Genomic DNA, 19,314 nt, shown 5'->3' on the forward strand with positions numbered 1-19,314 from the left:
TCCATTCTCAACCCAGGAGAGAAATTACTCTCTACTCCCTAAAAAATATCAGCCGGGTCAGCCGAACGAAGTTTGTTAATAGCTAATGCGCCAGAAGTGATGCACATTAAGACTACAGATACAAAGACAATGAGGGCATTATTTGCCGTCATCACAATGGGTAACTTAGTAGCTGTCATCGCAAAATCATATAAGCCTACTGCAAATAAAAATCCTGGGATGTAAGCTAATAATGCCAAGATTAAAGCCTGTTGAAATACCACATTTAAAAGGTAAATGTTAGGATAACCAATAGCTTTTAAGGTGGCATAAGCGATAAATTGGGTGGCAATATTACTGTAGAGAATTTGATAAACAATCACCACACCCACAACAGAAGCCATTGTTAGCATTATGTTCAAAATAAAACCAATTGGTGTTCTGACTGACCAATATTGTTTTTCAAAATCGATAAATCCTTTACGAGTGAAAACTCTCACATCATTAGGTAAATTAGCTTCCAAATTGGCAACAATTCTCTCTTGATCCGCACCTGCTTTAAGAGTGATTGCACCAATATCAATTTTCTCTGCGGGGCGGGTATTAGGATTGATGCGGAGAAATGTGGAATCGCTGACAATTAAGTTACCATCAACACCAAAAGAAGGGCCTAAACTGAATAGTCCACCTACTCTGACTTTGTAGCCAATAGGCGCATCGAAGGGAAAAATTTCAATTGTCTGCTCTGTATCTCCTTTGTTAAAATTGGCAGCGATTGGGCCAAATTCTGGCCGGGAATCTCTGTCAAAAAGCATGACATCAGGAATTTTGAGCTTGTCTAAATTTTCTTCGACTTCGGGAATATTCATCACTGGCTGACCGGGGTCAAAACCAATTACATAGATGGAATATTTTTCTCCAGTTTCCGGATTTTTTAATTTTGCAAACTGCAAATACATGGGGCTAACTGATTCTACTCCATCAAACCCTAAAGCTTGATACAATCGAGTGCGAGAAAAACTTTGACTTGCCGTCAAAGATTTATATTGTGAACTGACTAAGAATAAGTCACCACGTAGATTTTGATGTACTGCGGTAGCACTAGAGTAAAGCGCATCTTGGAAACCAAGCTGCACAAACATCAGTAAGACAATAAAAGCAATGCCAGCTACAGCTATAAGAAAACGAATTTTCTGTTGGACTAGCTGTAGCCATGCTAAAGGAATTTTAAAATTCATATTGATTGTGTCAATTGATAGTTGTCAGAGACGCGATCAATCGCGTCTGTACTTTTCAGATATGCGGTTAATCGCGTCTGTACAGTCGTCCATAATCTAATGACTAATGACAATTAAATTTGAATTGATACATCAACTTGTAGGTTAGTTAAACGTGCGACCTTTTCGCTATCTGCGGGATTGTCAATGGAGACTTTAACTTCAATGATTCTCCGGTCGGTATCTGATCTGGGGTTGAGGCTGAAGATGCTTTGTTTATCAACTTGCCAACCAATCTCCTTAACAGTTCCTTGGAGTTTGCCAGAAAATGCTGTGCTGGTAATTGTTGCTTTTTGACCTACACGCACTTTTTGAATGTCAGTTTGGTAAACTTCGGCAATTACATACATCTGCGATGTCTTACCAATATCAGCAAATCCACTACTGGGGATAACTTCCCCTGTTTTGGCATGAGTTTTTAAAATTCTGCCATCGATGGGAGCTTTTATGTAAGTTAACTCCTGGTCGGCTTTGGCTTGTTTGACGGCTGTTACGGCGCTTCTCACTTCCATCTGGGCTAAGTCTACATCTACAGCCCGTACTTCTTTGACGCTGCTGAGTTTAGCTTTAGCTTCTTTGATTTGGTCAGCTAGGGTGTTTTGAGAGCGACTGAGAGAGGCTTTGGCTTCTGTGAGTTGTTGTTCAACAGTTTTGAGTTGTAAGGCTTTACTGTCAGATACAGATGCAGAAACAGCGCCTTCTTTGAATAATTTTTGATAGCGATCGTTTTCGGTTTGGGCGTTGTTGAGTTCAGCGTTGATCCGATTAATTGTTGCTTGTTGGGTAGCAACTTCTCCTTTTAGTTGCGACTCTAAACGAGCAACAGTTGCTTTTTGAGCATCAATGTCTCCAGGTTTAGCACCTGCTTTTACTTGTGCAAGTCTGATTTTGGCAATTTGCAGTTTATCTAAAGCTTGTTCTAGGGCTGAGGTTGCACGGCTATAGTCTTCCAGATATGCCAATACTTGTCCTGCTTGTACTTCGTCACCTTCTTTCACCAGTAATCTATCTACACGGATACCGTTGGTGGAACTAGGCGCAGATAAAGTAGTGATTTGACCTTGTGGTTGCAAGCGTCCTAGAGCGGTGACAGCAACTCTCACTGGTGCTGCTTTGGGAGTATTGGCAACAGGGGTTTTCACTGGTGCGGAAAATCGATTGGAGGACAAACTATAGAGGGATATTAGCCCAGCAGCTAAGGTGAGGGATGCTGCCAAAATCAACCGCCACCGACCTTGGGGTTTGATAAATAATTGGCGTTCTTTATTTACTGCCATATTTTCATTCCATTTTCTAATTGTAATTATTGAGGAAATAGCCCAGATGGCTATGTTGGTAAACTGCTAATCATCGGCAATTCGCCAAAGACTCTTTTCTTAAATGGTTTTTTGAAAACAGGGTGTAGGAGTGTAGGGGAAAGACTTTTTCATGTTTGGTGGTGAGATTTTTTGTGCGAGACTGACTTGAAAGAGGGTGTAGGGGTGTAAGGGTATGGGGGTGTAGGGGGAAGGATATCTTTTATCTATGACTGTGAAATTTTTTCATCGGGACTGTCTGGAAAATGCTGTTAATGTAGTGGCCTTGCTGAGTGAAAATTCCAGTCCCTAGAGTTGACCAACCCAAAATTTCTCGGCTAGGGGGAAGCGGGTGGAGAAAGAGGTTTTTTTGATGTGATTAACCTTACAAAGTTGACTTGCCAGCCTACTAAATCAATGTGAATGGACTGGCCTGTATTTAAAAGTAAAGCATTTAAGTCCTGAGAACCGAGAGGACGCAACGAAGGTATTTATGCTCTTTTGATCAGCGATCGCCTGTGAATATCTAGCAAAAAACTCTACCGTCAAGAATGGCGCTGACATTAGCTGATTGACCACTGTATTATCGACGCATTATTCTTACCCTAGCTGTGTAGTATAAGACATTCTCATAGATTTTGGAGAGAAAATCATCATTTCTGGATACTGATGAAACTTATTAGGTGTATCTTAGTCGTATTTGCTTGGTGTGATAATTGACTGCACTGAAAAATAGTAATACCAATTTGAGAAAATAATGGGACAGATACATACTCCAAAACCATAATTCAGCTTGGCTTCCTTAATTTTGAATTTTGAATTTTGAATTGGTATAACTATGCCTACAGTACCCATAGACCAAATTAAAATCGGTCGCAACCGCCGTCCGGTCAAGGGTGAGAAAGTTGACGAATTGAAGGAGTCCATCAAAACGAATGGTCTATTAAACCCTATCACGGTAGATCAACGCCTTACCTTGATTGCTGGACTACATCGGCTGACAGCTTGTAAGTTGTTGGGGTTAGAGGCCATTGAGTGCAATATTGTTAATTACGATGATGCTGACCAAGCCAGGTTAGCCGAAATCGATGAGAATTTGATTCGCAATGAGTTAGAACCTTTAGAGCGTTCAGAATTGTGGTTGGAACGTGACCAAATTCTAGCACGTATGGGACTGCGGGCGAAAGTTGGAGATAATCAACATACTTTTAAAGGTGGTGAAATGGTTTCACCACCTAAAAGAACAATAGAGTTAGCGAAAGAGGCTGGTTACTCGGAACGCACCTTTCAGCATGGTAAGCAAATTGCCAAAAGTATTCATCCAGAAGTCAAGCAGTTAATTAAGGGTACACCCATTGCGGATAGTCCCACAGCCTTGTTACAGGTGGCAAGGGCGGGGACGCAGGAGCGAAATTTGGCAGAGTCAGCACAGCAGGCTTGGGAGTTAGCCAAAACTCAGGGTGATCAAGAAGAGGCGGAACGACAAGCAAAGCTGATAGAAGAGTTAAAGGTAAAGCAAAAAGCCGCGCAGTTATTGGCTTATAAAAGTGCGATCGCCCAAAAGGAAGCGAAGTTAGCAGCGAAGAAAACTCAACACCAAGCAGAACCAGTCACCGCCGATGAACCCACGACTCAAATTGGTGATGAATGGATTTTAGGCAGACATTTAGTCTATTGCGGCGACACAGCCCAGGCGGAATTCCGCAATTTGTTACCTTCAGATGCAGCATTGGCGATCGCTACTCTCTCACCCACCTGGGAGCATAATTACTTGGTAGATGAAGCCAAAGTTGTGGCGGTTATCCGTTCGGAAGGGCATATTTACGAATTTTACAAGCGTAGTCAAATGCCCTTTCAATATGAATTATTACTAGGAAATCTTTACGTAGGAATTTTTTCTCATCAGGTAATAGCTAAACCCCAAACACCAATTAATATTGAGGGCGTTGAAGGAATTGTTAACTATTTGATCAATTTGTACACCAGTCCCAATCATTTTGTGATTGCTCCATTTATGGGACATGGTGAAATTTTAGTTACTTGTGAAAGGATGGGCAGAATTTGTTTTATTGGCGACAGCAATGCAGAATTAGTTGGTCGAGGTATTGGCAGATGGCAAAAATGGACTAGTAAAAAAGCCATAAAATCAGTTACTAGTGAAACCAAAATTAAAAAAGCATAATCACTCATCAATACACCAAGATAAATGACCATAAAAGCATTAATACCAATTTGAAAAAAAGAATGTGATAAATAAACCATCTGTAGAGACGCGATTCATCGCGTCTTCACCCAAGGATGTGCTGCAATCATTAATTGAATTGGTATAAGTTGGTATTGCCCCAAGCTATTACGAATTAAAATTTATTCTGTAGCTTGTTTACCAAATACTAATTTAGGTAGATGCAATTTAGGTAATTCCTAACAAGCCTTTTATATGTTTATTATGCACAATCAATAAAATCGATATTTGCTTGATAAATACTTATGCTTGTTCATAGGTCATTTATATTAAAAAACCCTCAAAAATGACAGCTTAATTATGTCGTTATGCTGAAAAATTAATCTATAGATTTAAGTCATTAAATTTATTTGTTTCCAGAATGATTACTGATGTAACAAATAGCTGAAATTCCCTGTATATCAAGATATAGTTAGCCTTACAGCTTGGATCAAGCAAATTAACCGTTTATATTTATGGGTTCTTAGTTATACCTTTCTACTATATCTAAACTGTAAATTTCATCAACAAACAACTAGTTTTTTTATAAAAATAATTTAAACAAATGATTTAGTTTCCATGAACTGTGCTATTGTTTGTATTAATTCAACGTTAAAAAGTGGCAAGGCAAATTAGTTATTTAATCGCATCTGTAACAGTAAAAACTAACCCCGGTGAGAATGGTAGAAATAACTACTCAATGGAAAAAGCTACAAGACTTTATTTCCCTTCTGCCTGCTGTTACCGACTTCCTGCCTTCTAATGACTGCATCACCATCACCTTTTATATGCTTGATTAGTCTTTCAAATAATGGTGTGAATTCGGAGTTAAGGTGATGTTCTTTCTGTAACTAACTTGTCAACTTTTCTGGGTCAAATCCCATAACATATATTATCCTGGACGCTGAAACTGGCTATGGCATTCATCAAGATACAGAACGTTGTCATTAATACCAGCTACGTGGCTGCGGTGAAGCTAGAAAATCAAACTAGTTTGGGAGAAAAAAGCGTTTCTGTCCTAATAGCTACTCCTCAGTTGCCATCGTTCCAGTGGGATACAATTGCTCAAAATCTCTACCATTACGAATGGATAGAATTTACTGGTCAAGCAGCTACCGTGATCCAAGATTATTTTACCAGTTTCAACAACGTGATTGACCTATTACCACAATATCAAGAGTCAAGCGTTGGATAACATTCTACTGATTCAGGGTATAGGGGTGCATGGGTATAGGGGTATATGTGTAGGTTATAAAAATTTTCAACCCTTACACCAATTTTTTATAAAGCTGCATAGAATCAGATCCCCCCTAGCCCCCCTTCAAAAGGGGGGAACCGGAAAAACACATATCAAAGTCCCCCTTAAAAAGGGGGATTTAGGGGGATCGAAATATGTGCAACTTCACATTAAATTGGTATTACACCCCCACACCCTCAGACTCCTATACCCTTCAAATTAACAGGGTTGAATGACCAGTATGTATAGTGTGGTGTTTCAAAAAAGCATTTAGCCTGACCTACAGCAATAGCAATTCTCCAAAATTCAGTCATAAATTCAAGCTCGAAAACCTGAGAGAAGATTGGTTTTTAAATTCTAAATTTTGAATTTTGTTGGCGTTCGCGGTAGCGTCTCGTAGAGAAGCCTTTCCGTAGGGTATTTTGAATTTTGAATTTTGCGGAAAGTTCTGTAGGCGGGTTTCCCGCCGTAGAAAACTTTCCAAGACGAATTTTGAATTGATACACGCTGTGCCAACGCACATAGGATAGCTAGTTGCTAACAAGAACGAATCGATTATTTTAACTGAGCAACAGAAACTACTGTAGCTGCAATTTTCACAGTACTTCAGAACAGTATATGTCCTATGTCTGCTAATCCAATTGATACAGCCTTAGCGGAGTTAGAAGCCCAAATAAATAACTGCGAAAAGGCTTTGTTGAGGTGTATTGAGGAAAAGAAAATGAAATCAGAAAAACCAATGTCAATCAACAAAATTAATAGACAGCTACAACATAATCCTATTGCCATTATTGGCATGGCTTCCCTACTACCCGAAGCGAGAAATTTACGGGAGTATTGGCAAAATATAGTTAACAAAATTGATTGTATTACTGATGTTCCCTCTACTCACTGGAGCGTTGAAGATTACTACGACCCCAACCCCAGAACCACCGAAGATAAAACCTATTGTAAACGGGGTGGCTTTATTCCGGAGGTTGATTTTAACCCAATGGAATTTGGGATTCCTCCCAGCATCTTGGAAGTAACCGACGTTTCCCAACTATTAAGTTTAGTAGTTGCGAAAGAAGCAATGGAAGATGCAGGTTACGGCGAATCCCGCGAATTTAACCGCGATTTGGTGGGGGTAATCTTAGGTGTGGCGATGGCGAAACAATTGGGTATGCCATTGTCTGCACGGTTAGAATATCCAATTTGGGAAAAAGTTCTCAAAAATAGCGGACTCTCCGACGAAGACACCAAAAAAATCGTCGATAAAATCAAAAGTGCTTACGTCAAGTGGGATGAAAACGCCTTCCCCGGTATGCTGGCTAACGTTGTGGCTGGACGCATCGCCAACCGCTTGAACTTTGGCGGGATGAACTGCGTTGTGGATGCAGCTTGTGCGAGTTCCTTCGGTGCATTGAAGATGGCGATTAGTGAACTAGTCGAACATCGCGCCGATATGATGCTGACTGGTGGTGTGGATACAGATAACACCATCATGGCTTATATTTCCTTCAGCAAAACCCCAGCCGTATCTCCTGGTGATAACGTCAAACCCTTCGACGCTAAATCCGACGGGATGATGTTAGGTGAAGGTATTTGTATGCTGGTGCTGAAGCGCTTGGAAGATGCAGAACGTGATGGCGATCGCATTTACGCAGTCATCAAAGGGATTGGTACTTCTAGCGATGGTCGCTACAAGAGTATATATGCACCCCGTAAGGAAGGACAAGTCAACGCCCTACGCCGTGCTTATGAAGATGCAGGTTTCTCTCCCGCAACCGTTGGTCTAATGGAAGCCCACGGTACTGGGACAATGGCTGGCGACCCCACCGAGTTCGGTTCTTTAAGAGATTTCTTTGGCGAACACGACAAGAAAAAGCAGCATATTGCTTTGGGTAGTGTGAAATCCCAAATCGGTCACACCAAAGCGGCGGCTGGTGCAGCCAGCTTGGTTAAAACAGCTTTGGCGCTGCATCATAAAGTATTACCAGCGACAATTAACATCACTGAGCCTAACCCCAAGCTCAACATTACAGAATCCGCTTTTTATCTCAATACTGAAACCAGACCTTGGATTCGTCCAGAAGGGGAACCACCAAGAAGGGCTGGGGTGAGTTCCTTCGGTTTTGGTGGAACAAACTACCACGTAGTTCTCGAAGAACACGAAGCCGAACAAAATCGCCCTTACCGCTTACACAACAGCGCCAGCGAAATCTTACTGTTTGCGGCGAACCCGGCGGAACTCCTCAAACAATGTGAGGAAGTTTTAGGTAAGTTGCAATCAGAGGGTGGTGACAAGCACTATTCCCAATTAGTTCGGGATTGTCAAGCGTTACAAATTCCGCAAAATGCAGCTAGGGTCGGCTTTGTCGCGGAGAACTTGCAGGAAGCTTGCAAGTTCATGCAAACCAGCATTGACTGGCTAAAACATAAGGCTGGTGTAGCAAATTGGGAACATCCCCAAGGGATTTATTACCGCGCTTCCGGGATGGAATTAAACGGTAAAGTCGTCTCCCTGTTCTCCGGTCAAGGTTCCCAATACCTGGAAATGGGACGGGAACTGGTGATGAACTTCCCCACCTTGCGCCGTTTGTTTGGTTACATGGATGGGTTGTTGCTCAAAGATAACTTACGCCCCCTATCTGAGATTGTTTTCCCCCATCCTGTGTTCTCTGAAGCCGAGAAAAATGCTCAAGTTGCTGCACTGCAACGCACAGAATATGCACAGCCAGCGATTGGGGCATTTAGCGCCGGATTGTATGCCATCCTGAAGCAAGCTGGATTTAAATCTGACTTTGTCGCCGGACACAGCTTTGGGGAAATCACCGCTTTGTGGGCTGCGGGTGTGTTGAGTGACGCAGATTATATGTACCTAGTGAAAGCTAGGGGTCAAGCAATGGCTGCGCCAGAAGACCCAGACCATGATGCGGGGACAATGTTGGCGGTGAAGGAAGACCTGAGCAAAATTGAACCCATCCTCAAGCAGTTTCCTCAAGTTAGCATCGCTAATTACAATTCTCCCACCCAGATTGTTTTAGCAGGGCCGACCGCCGAAATCGCTAAAGTCCGTCAAGCTTTACAAGCCCAAGGTTACGCGGCTGTACCCTTACCAGTGTCCGCCGCCTTCCACACCTCACTGATTGCTTTCGCCCAAAAATCCTTTGCGATCGCCACTAAGTCAGTCCAATTCAATGAGCCGAAAATCCCTGTATTCACCAACGTTACAGGTAAGCCTTATCCCAAAGAACCCCAAGCGATTCAAAAAATCCTAGAAACTCACCTGGCTAACTCGGTGTTGTTCAAACAGGAAATTGAAAATATCTATGCGGCTGGTGGTCATTGCTTCGTAGAATTTGGGCCGAAGCGGATTCTTACCAACTTGGTGAAAGATATTCTCGGCGATCGCCCCCACATCACCGTATCTTTGAACCCCAGCACCCAAAAGAACAGCGATCGCTCTTTGCGGGAAGCAGCCGTACAAATGCGCGTGATTGGGATGCAGTTGCAGAACCTCGACCCATATCAAGCCCCACCTGCACTACCCCCAACTGAGACCAAGAAAGGTCTGAGTGTCACCTTACGGGGTATCAACTACAGATCGGAAAAAACCAAAAAGGCATGGGAAGACGCAATGAACGATGGGTTCAAAGTCTCCTTACCTCCTGCACCCACTGTCACAGTTCCCCCCGTCAAAGAGACAAACGGTAACGGACACAGCAAAATTTCCGAACTGCCGAAAATTATTAATAACTCTACTAGTGTTACCCCTGTCAAACCTGAAATGAATTCTGCGATCGTTTCACCTCAACTAGTCGAAGAAAAGAAGATGCAAACACCAGAAAAACTGGACAACTACAAGCGAGTGCTAGAAAGCCTAGAGTACCTGACAACTCAGTTTCAACAAAACCAAACTGAGAATCTCCAAGTTCATGGTACTTACCTCAACCATCAGATGGAATACACCAAAGCATTCTTCCAACTGATGCAGCAACAAAACACCTTGTTTGCAAACGCTAAATCTTCCCAAGAAGCTGCCCAGCTAAAACTAGTGGTGATGGAAAGTTTAGAGCGCAGCATGATGCAGTTTCACTCCCAACAAGGCGAAACCCTCCGCATCCATGAAAAATATCTCCAGGAACAGGTAGCATACGCCAGAGAATTTTTTGAACTGATTCAACAACAATACTCAATGGTGTTGTCTGGTCAGGTGAATCCCCCAGCAACTCCAACACCAGTCAAGGAAGTTCCTGCTTTCACCATCGAAGCACCTGTAACTCCCACCCCCAAAATAGTTGAGCCTCAACCTGAGTCTGTAGTCAAAAATGGCTTTAGCATAGTTGACGCACCCATTCCCCCTGCACCCACAACCTGGGAAATTCAGTCTGAGCTTGTGGTGACAGCACCCGCTTCTGTCGTCTCTACAATTGAGCCTGAGCCAGTAATTGCCGCACCTGTAGTCAACCAAGTTGCAGAATTTACTCCTGCACCTGCACCTGTAGTCGCTCCTGTCATTACACCAGCTATTGATGTTGCTGACTTGGATAAGAATCTTCTAGCAATCATCAGTGATAAGACTGGTTACCCAGTGGAAATGCTGGAACTGGAAATGGACATGGAGGCGGACTTAGGGATTGACTCCATCAAGCGGGTAGAAATCTTAGGCGGATTACAAGAAGTGTATCCCGACCTACCCAAGCCCAACTTAGAAGAACTGGCAGAAAAACGCACCATCGGACAGATTGTCGATTATCTCAAAGCTAACACCGCTATTAGCCAATCTGTAGGCATTGCCATTCAGCAAGCGCAACAAGCAGCCGAGATGCCAACACTGGTAGTCACTGCAAGTATACCTACACCAGCCCCCGTAGTTGTGCCTGAGCCTGTAGCTATCCCCGCAACTCCAGCACCGGCAGCCCCAACCGACACCTCAGACTACGCAGACTTAGGACAAACCCTACTCAACATTACTAGCGATAAGACTGGCTACCCAGTAGAAATGCTAGAACTCGATATGGACATGGAAGCAGACCTGGGGATTGACTCCATCAAACGGGTAGAAATCCTGGGAGCAATGCAGGAAGCGTACCCCAACCTACCCAAGCCCAACATCGAGGAATTAGGCGACCTCCGCACCATTCGGCAAATTGTTGACTACCTCCAGAAGCTGGCGGGAGGTGAAAAAAAAAAGTCTCAGTCTGAGCGGGACTGGCAACCAGTCAGCATAATCGGCAACGTTCCTCGCTGTCCAGCCAAACTCAAATACCTACCAACACCGGATAGCTTAGACTTTTCTTTACCAGAGGGACACATCTGTTTAATTACCGATGATGGTTCCCTCACCACCTCCCAAGTAGCCCAATCTCTGACAGAGCGTGGTTGGAAAGTTGTAGTCCTAAGCTTCCCCCAATCCCTAGTTCCCCATCAGTCCACCTTACCCGCCAGCGTCCACCGCGTCACCCTCGCAGATATGAGTGAAGAACTACTCCAACACAAATTATCTGCGATCGCCACCAACTACGGCAAGATTGGCGCTTTCATCCACATCCACCCAGTGTTCCAAAACTTGGGAATTTACATACCACAAGAAAAGTCAATTGTCAAGCACGTATTTTTCCTGGCGAAACATTTGAAAAAATCCCTCACGGAAGCCGGACGCTATGAGCGCAGTTGTTTTGTGACGGTGACTCGATTGGATGGAGCCTTTGGCTTAGAGCATAACACCAATTTTGGCGCGATCGCCGGTGGGTTGTTTGGACTAGTGAAAACTCTCAGATGGGAATGGCCGAATGTCTTCACCAGAGGGATTGACTTAAGCCCCGCGTTGAACCCTCAGCAGTCAGCACAGTTTATTCTCGACGAATTACACGACTCCAACCTCTATATCCCTGAAGTCGCTTACGGTTCTCAAGGCCGTGTCACCCTCATCAGTTAATTACTCCGCGTACCTTTGCGTTCCTCTGCGTTGAGAAATATGCTTTTTTATCTCACGCAGAGACGCAGCGAAAAGTTCCTCGAAGCCGGGTTTCCCGGCGTAGGAAACTTTTCAAGACAGAGGCGCAGAGAGATAAATGAGATACTTTTAGAATTCAAGTATATGACTACACTCACTCAAGTTCGTCCTGCTTCGGTTTTTGTTGTAAGTGGCGGTGCGAAAGGCATTACGGCGCAATGTGTGATTGAATTGGCGCAGCACCAGCCTTGTCGTTTTATTCTCCTTGGTCGGTCGGAAGTTATTGAAAGTGAGCCGGATTTTGCTCGTGATTGTGTTGAGGAGTCGGTTTTAAAAAAAGCGATTATGCAGCACCTGGTGGCGCAAGGGGAAAAGCCTACGCCGATGAGTGTACAGAAGGTTTATCACAAGATTGTTTCTAGTCGGGAAATTAAGGCGACTTTGGAGGCGATCGCAGCGACGGGGTCACAGGTAGAATATATTGATGTTGATGTGACTAATGTGGCTGAGTTACGCCAAAAGTTAGCGGCTGTGGGGAAAATAACAGGTATTATCCACGGTGCGGGTAATTTGGCGGATAAGTTAATTGAGAAGAAGACAGACCAGGATTTTGAGAAGGTTTACACGGCGAAGGTGCAAGGTTTAGAAAATCTGCTGTCTTGTGTGGATGCTAATCAGTTAGAACATTTGGTGTTATTTTCCTCGGTGGCTGGTTTTTATGGGAATATGGGGCAATCGGATTATGCGATCGCTAATGAAATTCTCAATAAGTCTGCCCATTTAATTAAGAAAAACTATCCCCAGTGTCACGTTGTGGCTATCAATTGGGGTGGTTGGGATAGTGGGATGGTGACACCAGAACTGAAAAAAGCTTTTGCAGAACGGGGAATTGATATTATCCCTGTGGATGTAGGGACAAAGATGCTGGTGAATGAATTACATCCTAGTCACCATGATTCTACACAAGTAGTCATTGGTAGCCCTATTATCCCCGCACCAGGAAACATTGACCCCCAGTTACGCAGCTATCGCATCCGTCGCCGCATGACTGTAGAGGCTAATCCCTTTCTCCTAGACCATGTGATTGCTGGTACTCCAGTATTACCAGCTACCTGTGGGATGTCTTGGATGATTAATGCTTGTGAGGAGTGTTATCCCGGTTACAGGTATTTCCGTTGTCAAGATTTTAAAATTTTGAAGGGTATTACTTTCAATGACAAGGTAGCTACCGAACATATTTTAGAAATACAAGAAGTTGCGAAACATGGTTCTGAATCCATTGAATTTCAGACCAAGATACTCAGCAAGACACCGGAAGGGAAAATTCATTATCACTTCAGCGCTCACATCACCATAGTGCGGGATTTACCACCAGCGCCAGTGTATGAATCTCTCGACCTCACAGAAGATCATACCATTGGGGCGATCAGTAAAGATTTTTATCAAAAGGGGGGTTTATCCCTATTTCATGGTACTTCTTTCCAAGAAATCACCAGAGTTTTAAATATCAATTCCCGGAAAATTACTGTTGAATGTTGTTGGGCAGAAATTCCCCTCGAAGTTCAAGGACAATTCCCCGTCAAATGGCACAATCCGTACGCCACAGATTTGAGTACACAACCCCTATGGTTATGGTTGAGTCATGTACATCAAGAAGTATGCTTACCCGGACAAATAACTAAATCAGAACAGTTTCGAGCCATCCCTCGCAACAAACCATTTTATGTTTCTTGCGAAATCGAAAACAAAACACCATCTGGTGTCACAGCTGATATCATCTTGCATGACCGAGAAGGAAAAATCTACTTCCGTATTTACCAAGCGAAAGCAATCATTGCACCGATGAATTTACACTAACCAAAGTCAGAGTTGTGGGGAGCAGGTGATGAATGAAAGTTCAAACTCTTAATCCTCTCTGCGCCTCTGCGTGATAGAAATCATCAACCCTGACACACTCCCCAATTCTTAAAATAAAACCCTCAAAATATCCTAAATGATTTAGGATTGCTATAGTAGGCCGAAATGAAATCAGCCTCATATCTTTGCTTGTCTGTAAAGTAGCGTAAATCCTGTAAGACTGCGATTTGATTTTTGCCAAAAATGCGGAGAATCCAAAAGGTTTCTTTCTTACTTCCTAACTATAGCGATTTGCAGTTGAGTCAAATACAGACCTAACCCCCAACCCCTTCCCTACAAGGGAAGGGGAGTAAGAATCAAAGCTTATTTCCTTGTAGGAGAGAGGCTTTAAAACCCAATTTTTCGCTGATATTTAACTCTTTACTCCCCTCTCCGCGTCGGAGAGGGGCTGGGGGAGAGGTCAAAAAAGACTTGTCGAACTCAAGTTATATTAAGTCTGGGGAATAGCGTAAATCCAATAATTCGTAATTCGTTATACCCTAACGAGGATATCAGTAGTGGAAAAAATCGCCATCATTGGCTTATCATGCCTGTTTCCTGATGCTAATAATCCTGAGCAATTTTGGCAGAATCTCACCGAGCAGAAAGATTCGACATCATCTGTAACTGTTGCCCAAATGGGTGTAGATCCCACAATATTTTACGACCCGGTAAAAGGCAAGCCGGAAAAATTTTATTTTCTCAAAGGTGGATTTATTCAAAACTTCCAATTTGATGCTAGTGAATACAATCTGCCATCAGAATATGTGGAAAGCTTGGATAATACCTTCAAATGGTCGCTATATGCGGCTAAACAAGCAATAAAACATAGTGGTTATTGGGGAAATCAAGATGTCCTATCTAAATGTGGAGTCATTTTAGGTACTCTCTCTTTCCCAACTAAGCTTTCTACTCAACTGGTTACACCTATTTATCGACAAACTATAGAACCTGCTGTTGCCGAACTTTTACAAAATCAAGATTTTCATCTGGCTGCTTTACCTACAGCAACTAAACCATCTCTACATAATGCGATGATATCTGGTTTACCAGCCGCATTAGTTGCTCAGGCTTTCTCTCTATCAGGTACTCATTTCTGTATCGATGCGGCTTGTTCTTCTGCTTTCTACGCTATCAAGTTAGCATCTCATTATCTGTGGACAGGTAAGGCTGATGTAATGTTAGCTGGTGCTATTAGTTGCTCAGACCCTTTGTTTTTGCGGATGTTGTTTTCTGGGATTCAAGGCTATCCAGAAAATGGGATTAGCTCTCCTTTAGATAAATCATCCAGAGGCTTAGTTACATCCGAAGGCATTGGTATGGTAATGCTAAAACGATATAGCGATGCTGTGAGGGATGGGGATAAAATTCTGGCTACAGTTTGTGGTAATGGTCTTTCTAATGATGGGAAGGGTAAGCATTTGCTCAGTCCCAACACGAAAGGGCAAGTTACAGCTTTTGAGAGAGCCTATAAAGAAGCCCAACTTAGCCCCAAAGCTATAGATTATATGGAGTGTCACGCTACCGGCACTTTGTTAGGAGATACGACGGAATTTAATTCCATCGAAAGCTTTTTTGGAGAACATCAAGCCGCACCATTAATAGGTTCAAGCAAAGCTAATGTAGGTCACTTGTTAGTTGCGGCGGGGATGGTGAGTTTAACGAAGGCGATTTACGGCATGAATTATGGTGTGATTCCACCCACGATTAATGTCAATGACCCTATAGGTACTGAAAACAATGTCATTTCTCCCCAAAACATTGTTCGGACTCCCACAGCCTGGCCTATCAATACCGGAACTAAACACGCGGCTTTAAGTGCTTTCGGTTTTGGTGGTACAAACTCCCATCTGATTTTGGAAAAAGCAGCAGATTTGTAGCCATAACTTGAGGGCTGAGGGAACACCAAAAAATAGGCGTTGCTGATTAGTTTAGTAGAGTGCGTCAGTATGAATAATTTCTGAGTATGTTTAGGTTTTATTGCACTGACGCACCTTACATCTACTCACTTCTGCCTCCTGCCTTTCTTCTATCAATTCAACCTTGACAGGCTAATAGTAAAGTGATGTTTGCAGCAGAAAATAACAACACAGCAAAAATCGCCATTGTAGGTATGGATGCCTTCTTTGGTGAGTGCAATGGCTTAGATGCTTTTGAACGCAGTATTTATGATGGTAAGCAGCATTTCATTACCCTACCGCCGAAAAGATGGTACGGTATTGACGAGCAGAAAGACTTACTGCAAGAGTATGGTTTAACTGATGGTAAAGCCCCTGTAGGTGCTTATATCAAAGACTTTGATTTAGACACTCTCGCTTATAAGATTCCTCCTAACGAAGTCGAAAAACTCAACCCTCAACAATTGCTACTGTTGACAGTGGCCGATCGCGCCCTGAAAGATGCGAAAATTCCTGAAGGTGGCAATGTAGCTGTGATTATTGCGGCTGAAGCCGAATTGTCTGTACACAAGCTACAGCAACGGTGGGATTCATCTTGGCAAGTTAAAGATGGTTTGAATGCGGCGGAAATTACCTTACCATCAACCCAAGTTTCCCAACTGGAAAGTATTGTTAAAGACAGTGTTCACCATCAGGTAGAAATTGGTGAGTATTTGAGCTACATCACCAATATCATGGCTAGTCGGATTTCCTCTTTGTGGAATTTCACCGGCCCTTCTTTCACCCTTACGGCTGTAGAAAGTTCGGCTTTTAAGGCGGTGGAAGTTGCCCAAATGCTGTTGATGACTCAAGAAGTGGATGCAGTGGTTGTGGGTGCGGTAGATTTGGCTGGCGGTGTGGAAAACGTATTATTACGTAGTCAAACCGCACCAATTAATACTGGCGCTAATACTCTCAGCTATGACCAAAAAGCCAATGGTTGGACGGTGGGAGAAGGGGCGGGTGCTGTTGTTCTCAAGCGTCATCAGCAAGCGATAGAAAATGGCGATCGCATTTATGCTGTAATTGATGCTATTAGTATTGGGCAATCCCACACCAAAGTCTATGGGGGCAGTGTTAACCAAGCCTGTCAGCAAGCCTTAAAGATGGCGGGTGTGCCACCTGAGCAAGTCAAGTATGTGGAGGTTTGCGCTAGTGGGATTCCCCAGGAAGATGAGGCAGAAATCGCTGGTTTAGTTCAGGCTTATCCATCGGTGGGTGATGGTTTGCACTGTGCAATTGGCAGTGTCAAAGCGAACATTGGTCATACTTTTGTGGCTTCGGGAATTGCCAGTTTAATTAAAACTGCTCTGTGTTTGTATTACAGATATATCCCGGCTACTCCTAACTGGTCTGGTGTGAAGACTCCCCAAGCATTTGAGGGTAGCCCCTTCTATGTAGTTACAGAATCTAGACCTTGGTTTCTCAGCAAGAACGCCTCCCGACGTATTGCGGCGATTAATGGTATGGGGTGTGATGGTAGTTATGCCCATGTCATCTTGTCGGAAGAAACTAATCAAGCCGAACGCCCGAATCAGTATTTGGAACAGATGCCCTTTTTGCTGTTCCCGGTGGCTGGTGATGACCGGACAAGCCTTTTAGAGGCTTTGGATAAGCTGCAAAAGAGTATTGCTGAGAGTGCTGATTTTTCTCGTAGTGCTAGCCTGGCTTTTACTACTTTCCAGCAGCAATCACAAGCTAACTACGCGGTATCAATTACGGGGCGGAACAAAAAAGAACTCCTCCGAGAAATCGAATCGGCACGGAAAGGTATTAACACAGCTTTTGATAAGGGTACAGATTGGCAAACCCCTGTAGGTAGTTATTTCACAGCCCAACCCTTGGGTAAAAAGGGTGAAGTGGCTTACGTGTATCCGGCGGCGGTTAATTCTTATATAGGTATCGGGCGCAATCTTTTCCGCCTCTTTCCCAAACTCCACGATAATTCTTTTGTTAAGAGCCTCTACAAACGGGCTGCGGATATTGAACGCTTAGTTTTCCCCAGAAGCTTAAGTAAGTTATCTACTAGGCAGTTAGAACAGCTAGAGAAAAAACTCTTGAGCGATTCCCTAGCGATGTTTGAAGCAGAAATTTTCTGCACCAGATTGCTGACGACAATTATTCGGGATGATTTTCAAGTCCACCCCAAATATGTGTTTGGCTACAGCTTGGGTGAAACCAGTATGATGGTTGCTCAAGGGATTTGGAGCAATTTTTCGGAAGTTAGTAACTCTTTTAACTCATCAACTTTATTTGGTGATAGGTTATCCGGGCCGAAAAATTCGGTGCGTGAGTATTGGGGATTACCAAAAGCTGCTACGGCTTCAGGTGATAATTTATGGGGTAATTATGTGCTGATGGCTAGTCCTGTCCAAGTGCGGGATGCTATCCGAAACGAACCCCGTGTTTATCTGACGCAAATTAATACACCGGAAGAGGTATTAATTGCCGGTGACCCAGCAGCTTGTCAAAGGGTGATTAAAACCATTGGCTGTAATTCTTTCACAGCGCCCTTTGATCATGTAATTCATTGTCAGGCCATGCGATCGGAGTATGATGAGTTTGTGCAATTAAATAGCTTACCAGTCCAAGATATTGCTGATATCACCTTCTACTCTGCGGCGGAGTATCAACCTATAAAACTGGAGACTGGAGTTGTGGCTAAAAGTCTGGCGACTGGGTTATCCCAAGAACTGGATTTTCCCAAATTAGTAAACCGCATCTACGACGACGGGGCAAAAATCTTTATTGAGGCTGGCCCTGGTAGTGTTTGTTCTCGTTGGATTGACAAAATTTTAGAAGACAAAGAACACATCACCGTTTCCCTCAATCGTCGAGGAATTGATGACCATACTTCTTTCGTGAAAGCTTTAGCTAAACTTGTCAGTCATCGGGTGAATGTGGATTTGTCACCACTGTACAGCCCAGTGATTGAAACTAGCAACTTAAATAAAGTCACACTGCGGAAGATAACCGTCGGTGGTGACTCCATCAGTGGCAAAATCTTGAGTCCAGAAAACCTCCAGCTATTTGCAGAAATTAGGGAGAAAAAGCAACAAAATATAGCACCCTCTGGTAATGCTTTAGGTATTAATTCAACGTATTTATCTCATCAAAAAAGTCTACCAAAGCCAAAACCATTTTCCGCAGAAAATATCATTGAACACGGTTTAAAGCCAGAAGAACCATTAAAATCGTCTGAGTTAACTGCAACTCAACCAGCCAAACCGTCAGATTTTCTCTCCAATACCACCACCGATATCGAATTTGCCACCATCATCAATATGTTGGATTTAAATAAGGCTCAGTATCAAAAACTGAATGCGAATAATCTGCAAATAACGCAAAATCACACAGCCTTCTTAAAAGCCAGACAAGATTTTAGTCAGCAAATGAGCGAAATTATTCAATTACAAATGGTTTGTGCCGAAGATTTATTGCAGGAAGACGGTAACTAGTTTAGTAAGAGTTTTAGTTTGAGGGGGATTTGGTAATAGATAATTGGTCATTCTCTACCCCCCATTACCTATTACC

Annotated in this window: 8 protein-coding genes; 6 read left to right on the top strand and 2 right to left on the bottom strand. The window is 43.2% G+C overall.

The window, feature by feature from the left end:
• Positions 1-38 precede the first annotated feature (38 nt).
• Both devC and GSQ19_RS18625 read right to left on the bottom strand, forming a co-directional pair.
• Positions 39-1,217 carry an ABC transporter permease DevC gene (devC, locus tag GSQ19_RS18620; RefSeq protein WP_011319354.1) on the bottom strand — a complete coding sequence of 393 codons (1,179 nt, stop codon included), beginning with the start codon at positions 1,215-1,217 and terminating at the stop codon, positions 39-41.
• 113 nt (positions 1,218-1,330) lie between these two features.
• Positions 1,331-2,533 (bottom strand): ABC exporter membrane fusion protein, encoded by a 1,203-nt coding sequence (locus GSQ19_RS18625; protein ID WP_011319355.1) that lies wholly within the window; start codon positions 2,531-2,533, stop codon positions 1,331-1,333.
• 856 nt (positions 2,534-3,389) lie between these two features.
• Here GSQ19_RS18625 and GSQ19_RS18630 point away from each other — a divergent pair.
• The 6 genes from GSQ19_RS18630 to GSQ19_RS18660 all read left to right on the top strand — a co-directional run bounded on the left by GSQ19_RS18630 (position 3,390) and on the right by GSQ19_RS18660 (position 19,238).
• Entirely contained in the window at positions 3,390-4,733 is a 1,344-nt protein-coding gene (locus GSQ19_RS18630) for a ParB N-terminal domain-containing protein (protein ID WP_011319356.1), read from the top strand.
• A 955-nt stretch (positions 4,734-5,688) separates the two neighbouring features.
• On the top strand, positions 5,689-5,967 hold the full coding sequence (locus GSQ19_RS18635) for a hypothetical protein (protein ID WP_010999474.1): 279 nt from the start codon (positions 5,689-5,691) through the stop codon (positions 5,965-5,967).
• Positions 5,968-6,634: 667 nt separating this feature from the next.
• Entirely contained in the window at positions 6,635-11,929 is a 5,295-nt protein-coding gene (locus tag GSQ19_RS18645) for a type I polyketide synthase (protein WP_011319357.1), read from the top strand.
• A 162-nt stretch (positions 11,930-12,091) separates the two neighbouring features.
• Positions 12,092-13,804: an SDR family NAD(P)-dependent oxidoreductase gene (locus tag GSQ19_RS18650; protein ID WP_041456218.1), complete on the top strand. Its 1,713-nt coding sequence runs from the start codon at positions 12,092-12,094 to the stop codon at positions 13,802-13,804.
• Between the two features lie 557 nt (positions 13,805-14,361).
• Entirely contained in the window at positions 14,362-15,723 is a 1,362-nt protein-coding gene (locus GSQ19_RS18655) for a beta-ketoacyl [acyl carrier protein] synthase domain-containing protein (RefSeq protein WP_011319359.1), read from the top strand.
• A gap of 185 nt (positions 15,724-15,908) precedes the next feature.
• A complete protein-coding gene (locus GSQ19_RS18660; protein ID WP_011319360.1) occupies positions 15,909-19,238 on the top strand; it encodes a PfaB family protein in 3,330 nt (1,109 codons plus the stop codon).
• Positions 19,239-19,314 lie beyond the last annotated feature (76 nt).

Origin of the sequence: Trichormus variabilis 0441 (genome assembly GCF_009856605.1) — a bacterium.
GTDB classification, from domain to species: Bacteria; Cyanobacteriota; Cyanobacteriia; order Cyanobacteriales; family Nostocaceae; genus Trichormus; species Trichormus variabilis.

Excerpts from the sequence above, each read along its gene's own strand:
- devC (WP_011319354.1), bottom strand. The coding sequence starts at position 1,217 with ATGAATTTTAAAATTCCTTTAGCATGGCTACAGCTAGTCCAACAGAAA.
- GSQ19_RS18625 (WP_011319355.1), bottom strand. The coding sequence starts at position 2,533 with ATGGCAGTAAATAAAGAACGCCAATTATTTATCAAACCCCAAGGTCGG.
- GSQ19_RS18630 (WP_011319356.1), top strand. The coding sequence starts at position 3,390 with ATGCCTACAGTACCCATAGACCAAATTAAAATCGGTCGCAACCGCCGT.
- GSQ19_RS18635 (WP_010999474.1), top strand. The coding sequence starts at position 5,689 with ATGGCATTCATCAAGATACAGAACGTTGTCATTAATACCAGCTACGTG.
- GSQ19_RS18645 (WP_011319357.1), top strand. The coding sequence starts at position 6,635 with ATGTCTGCTAATCCAATTGATACAGCCTTAGCGGAGTTAGAAGCCCAA.
- GSQ19_RS18650 (WP_041456218.1), top strand. The coding sequence starts at position 12,092 with ATGACTACACTCACTCAAGTTCGTCCTGCTTCGGTTTTTGTTGTAAGT.
- GSQ19_RS18660 (WP_011319360.1), top strand. The coding sequence starts at position 15,909 with ATGTTTGCAGCAGAAAATAACAACACAGCAAAAATCGCCATTGTAGGT.